The sequence below is a fragment of the Microcoleus sp. genome (assembly GCF_041354475.1).
In the GTDB taxonomy this organism is placed as follows: Bacteria; Cyanobacteriota; Cyanobacteriia; order Cyanobacteriales; family Microcoleaceae; genus Microcoleus.
Genome location: NZ_JBGJZU010000134.1, coordinates 1 through 4,164, shown reverse-complemented (window position 1 = coordinate 4,164; position 4,164 = coordinate 1). Strand labels below are relative to the sequence as shown.

General features: G+C 44.3%; 4 protein-coding genes. 2 read left to right on the top strand and 2 right to left on the bottom strand.

All coding sequences use genetic code 11. From position 1 onward, the window contains the following. Positions 1 to 15: 15 nt before the first annotated feature. Together ACBR23_RS27875 and ACBR23_RS27870 are read right to left on the bottom strand one after the other, a co-directional pair. A complete protein-coding gene (locus ACBR23_RS27875) occupies positions 16 to 720 on the bottom strand; it encodes a CPBP family intramembrane glutamic endopeptidase (protein ID WP_371120829.1) in 705 nt (234 codons plus the stop codon). 149 nt (positions 721 to 869) lie between these two features. Continuing rightward, entirely contained in the window at positions 870 to 1,781 is a 912-nt protein-coding gene (locus ACBR23_RS27870; RefSeq protein WP_371120830.1) for an undecaprenyl-diphosphate phosphatase, read from the bottom strand. A gap of 325 nt (positions 1,782 to 2,106) precedes the next feature. On the opposite strand from ACBR23_RS27870, the gene ACBR23_RS27865 reads away from it, so the two are divergent. Together ACBR23_RS27865 and ACBR23_RS27860 are read left to right on the top strand one after the other, a co-directional pair. Next, positions 2,107 to 2,718 (top strand): thylakoid membrane photosystem I accumulation factor, encoded by a 612-nt coding sequence (locus ACBR23_RS27865; RefSeq protein WP_341736988.1) that lies wholly within the window; start codon positions 2,107 to 2,109, stop codon positions 2,716 to 2,718. Between the two features lie 102 nt (positions 2,719 to 2,820). Beyond that, the gene (locus ACBR23_RS27860; RefSeq protein WP_371118213.1) at positions 2,821 to 3,882 is read left to right on the top strand and encodes a mannose-1-phosphate guanylyltransferase; all 1,062 of its coding nucleotides are present in this window, start codon (positions 2,821 to 2,823) and stop codon (positions 3,880 to 3,882) included. Positions 3,883 to 4,164: the final 282 nt, after the last annotated feature.

Below are 4,164 nucleotides of genomic sequence, written 5' to 3'. Positions count from 1 at the left end.
TGGCTAATCCTGAATTCACGCCTGTAGAGTAGAAGGAGCCGACTCCCTACGTAGAAGCAGGAAGTAAGTTTTAAGTGTCCGAGATGTCATTCTTGTCCGCTTTATGTCAATCTTATGTAGCAGATAACACCACGACCAAATTACCCCAGCTAGGAATACTGCTAAGGAGCCTAACATCACTCCTTGCCACTGCGTATAAGCTGCTAAAACAATGATATGATGAAGAGTAAAAAACATAGCACTCAGAAATATAGCTCCGGTTCCAGGTATGAGAATCTCACACTTTTTGTAGACAAACCAGCGCCAAATAAATTCTTCAATCAATGAGTTGATTAGTACAAAATAGCCTTGGACTATTAAAAACAATATAGGATTGACAGGCCCCATTTGTTGCACCTTGGTTTTGGCATCAGCCACATCGATCCACTGTTGACCGAACAGCCAGTAAGTACCCATAATTATCCCGAACATTAATAGTCCCAAAACTATGCCTACTAACAATTCTTGATATTTTGGTCTGGATAAATGCAGTTGGTAGCGATCGCGCAAAACAGACCAGGCTATTGGTAAAAATAGTAGCCAAAGTCCGCCCAATACTGAAACTATAGTGCCGACTATTCCGGGAGCAATAAATAAGGACATTGCTACACCAATGCTAGCAGCAGGAACTACCAGAATCAGAGCTAATTTTGCATTTTGGCGATCGCTATGTTCGACCATGATATTGACTCCCGTAAAAATTCTATAATTATTAGGCGTTATAGATGCTTATTCTACCGATTTGGGAGCGACCAAATAGCCTGTTACCACATGATGAAACAGGCTTTATTGCCTGTTCTCATATTGTGAAACAGGTCGGAAAGTAGGTTCTATAATAATGAGGGATCTTTCAATGCACCGCCAGCAAGGGCAGTTAAAATCGCTACACCAAAGGCCAGCCGATACCAGACAAAAATCCAGGTATTCTGAGTTTGCAGAAATTTCATCAACCAGGCGATGGAAATATAGGAAAATATAAAGGCTGAAATTGTTCCCACTATCAAAGCGACAACAGCACCTTCACCTACCCCTTCACCCAAAGCACTTTTCAACTCAACTAAACCAGCCAGAGTAATTGCCGGAATTCCTAACAAGAAAGAAAACCTTGCCGCCGCCGCTCTTTCTAATCCTATGAACAATCCTGCTGTGAGGGTAGAACCCGATCGCGAAACACCCGGAATTATTGCCATTGCTTGAGCTAATCCCATGATGATACCATCTTTGACTTCTAATTTTTCGTAATCCCGTTGACGCTTGCCTGTTTTTTCAGCTATTGCTAATAGTGAGGACATGACGATGGAAGCAATGGCGATCGCCCCCAAACTCCGCAGTGGCGACTTGTCAAAATCTTTAACAAATATCTTGATTAACAGTCCAAAAAAGATAATCGGTATAGTACCCAAACCAATTCCCAGGGCCATCCGAAACTCTTGGGAATCATAGTCAGAGCGTCTAATAGCTTTAAATGCACCAATAGTTATAGTTGTCAAGTCTTTCCAAAAATACAATAGCACTGCCACAATGCTGCCCAATTGAATTACACCAACATAAGCAACACCGGGATCGCGGCCCCAAAGAGCCACTGGAACTACCTTCAAATGAGCGCTGCTGCTGATGGGCAAAAATTCGGTTAATCCTTGGACAATTCCTAAAACAATCGCCTCAAACACACTAATTGGATCTGGTCCAGCCACATTAGCAGCCGGGGTTTGAGCGAGAATTACGTCAAGTAAAGCAATCATTTGTTGTCAATTCCTAATTGTCAGTTCCTATGTCAACTACCCAGCATCAACCTTCCAACATCTAAAGATTGTCGGTTTTGGTCAGGGGTGGATGTCTTCACTCACGCGCATTCCTCCCGACGCTCACCTCGATCAGTAGAGGGCGAGACTCCTGCTGTCTTGTTGAGCTGAATCTTAGTGCCGATCGCTACGCAACTAAAAACATCTTAAAATAGGTAGTCAAAAACCAATTTAACCTACTGACCAGCATTTGCCGACATTTGCTGATAAAATTAATCGTGTTTTGCACACTTTTTCGCCACCTTACAGCAACTGCCAACAAACTATGATATTTTCCAACTACCAAAATTTAATTGCTACTATTGCTTCTGGCAAAGGCTGGCGGCGGCGAATCTTATCTGCTAGTGTTTTAACTTTGGCGATCGCCCTTAGCTTCATCCTGTTTATCAGCCCAGCACCAGCCTACGCAACTCTCACAGACGATCGCTTCGACGGTACAATTTTTGCCCTCTATGGCGGCAACGGTTCCCTAGTCCCTCCCAAAGTCACGATCAAAGATTCCTTCAAACGCAAAAAACCAGTATTACTGGTATTTTACACTGATGATAGTAGCGACTGCAAGCAATACGCTATAGTTGTCTCAAACCTCCAGGAGTTTTACGGTAGAGAAGCCGATTTTATACCTGTATCAATCGATTCTCTGCCTGCCAAATCAGCACCAGAATTAACCAATCCGAGCCATTATTACGAAGGCTTTGTACCTCAAACAGTGATTCTCGACCAATCGGGAAAAATTGTTTTTAATGCGAAAGGACAAGTACCTTTTGAAGAGGTAGATGATGCCTTTAGAAAAGTATTTAATTTGCTGCCTAGAGACAAATCGATCCCGTTAAAACGCCGGATTGTAAACGAACTAAATACTGAGCTATCGAAGTAGTTATTGGTTATTTTAACCCATAACCAATAACCCATAACCCATAACCCTTGCATCCCTCAAGCTATCAAGGCAAAATAGATGTGAACTGTTTAACCTCAAATCATGACCAGAACCTTAATTCCCGTGATTCTCGCCGGCGGTAAAGGCGAACGTTTTTGGCCGCTAAGTCGCAAGCAGCGCCCCAAGCAGTTTTTGAGTCTCGATGGTAGCGGTAAGAGTTTGCTGCAAGCTACTGCTGAAAGATTATTAACATTAGGTAACGGCTGGGAAGATTTGTGGGTAGTAACGTCAGAAATGTTGGCTGAGGGTGTGCGAGAACAGTTGCCGCTGCTACCTCCTGAGAATTTGCTGGCGGAACCGGAGGGGAGGGATACTGCGCCAGCCGTGGCTTGGACGGCTATAGAAACGGCTAAGCGTTACAGTGAGGATGCGGTTGTCGGGTTTTTCCCCGCGGATCACTGGATTGGGGAACCGGAGGAGTTTGAGAAGACTTTGGCCGCGGCGGCGGATTTGGCGAAAAATCAGGATGCGATCGCCACTTTGGGAGTCAAACCGAGTTATGCTTCCACTGGCTACGGCTACATCGAACAAGGGGAGGAAATCGGCAGTTTTGGGGGTTTTCGGGCCTATCGCGTCGCCCGGTTTACCGAAAAGCCCGATCGCGCCACCGCTGAGGAATTTGTAGCCAGTGGCAAATTTAGTTGGAATGGCGGAATTTTTGTGTTTCGAGTTGGCACTGTCTTGACAGAATTGCGCAATTATGTACCAGAAATGATGGCTGCTTTGGAGGCAAAAGGGGCCCAGGCTTACTCAGAATTGCCGAAAATTAGCATTGATTATGCGCTGATGGAAAAGACGCAAAAAGCCTGTGTTTTGCCTGTAGGCTTTAGTTGGGACGATTTGGGAGATTGGAATGCGATCGCCCGTTTGCTACAAGGAGACAAGCCGAATGTCGAATTAGCAAAACACATCGGAATTGATACGAAGGGCGCGATTTTTTACGCAGCGGATGAGAATGAAGTCATTGTCACCATTGGTTTAGAAGATGTGGTAGTTGTCAGAGATGGCAATGTGACTTTGATTGTGAAAAAAGATAGAACCCAGGAGATTAAACAGGTAATCAAAGTATTGGGAGAAGATGAGAAATTGCAAGATTTATTGTAAGTAACTGAGGACACGGCAATGCCGTGTCTCTATCCCAAAACGATCGCGAATTATATCGTTTCCCGTTGCATCGGAATGGTTTAACCACAGAGAACGCAGAGAACACAGAGGGAGATGGGGGACTGGACAAAGATGGTTGGGTTATAGCTTATTGACTCGAATATTGCAGTCGGTGAAAACCATTTCATTCCGATAACACAGAAGCATTGAGGTGTAAGCAGGTTTTTGTGAAACGACGACTGCCCCAGTTTTTTCTCCTATGTAGCTCAGCGTCGTAAAAAA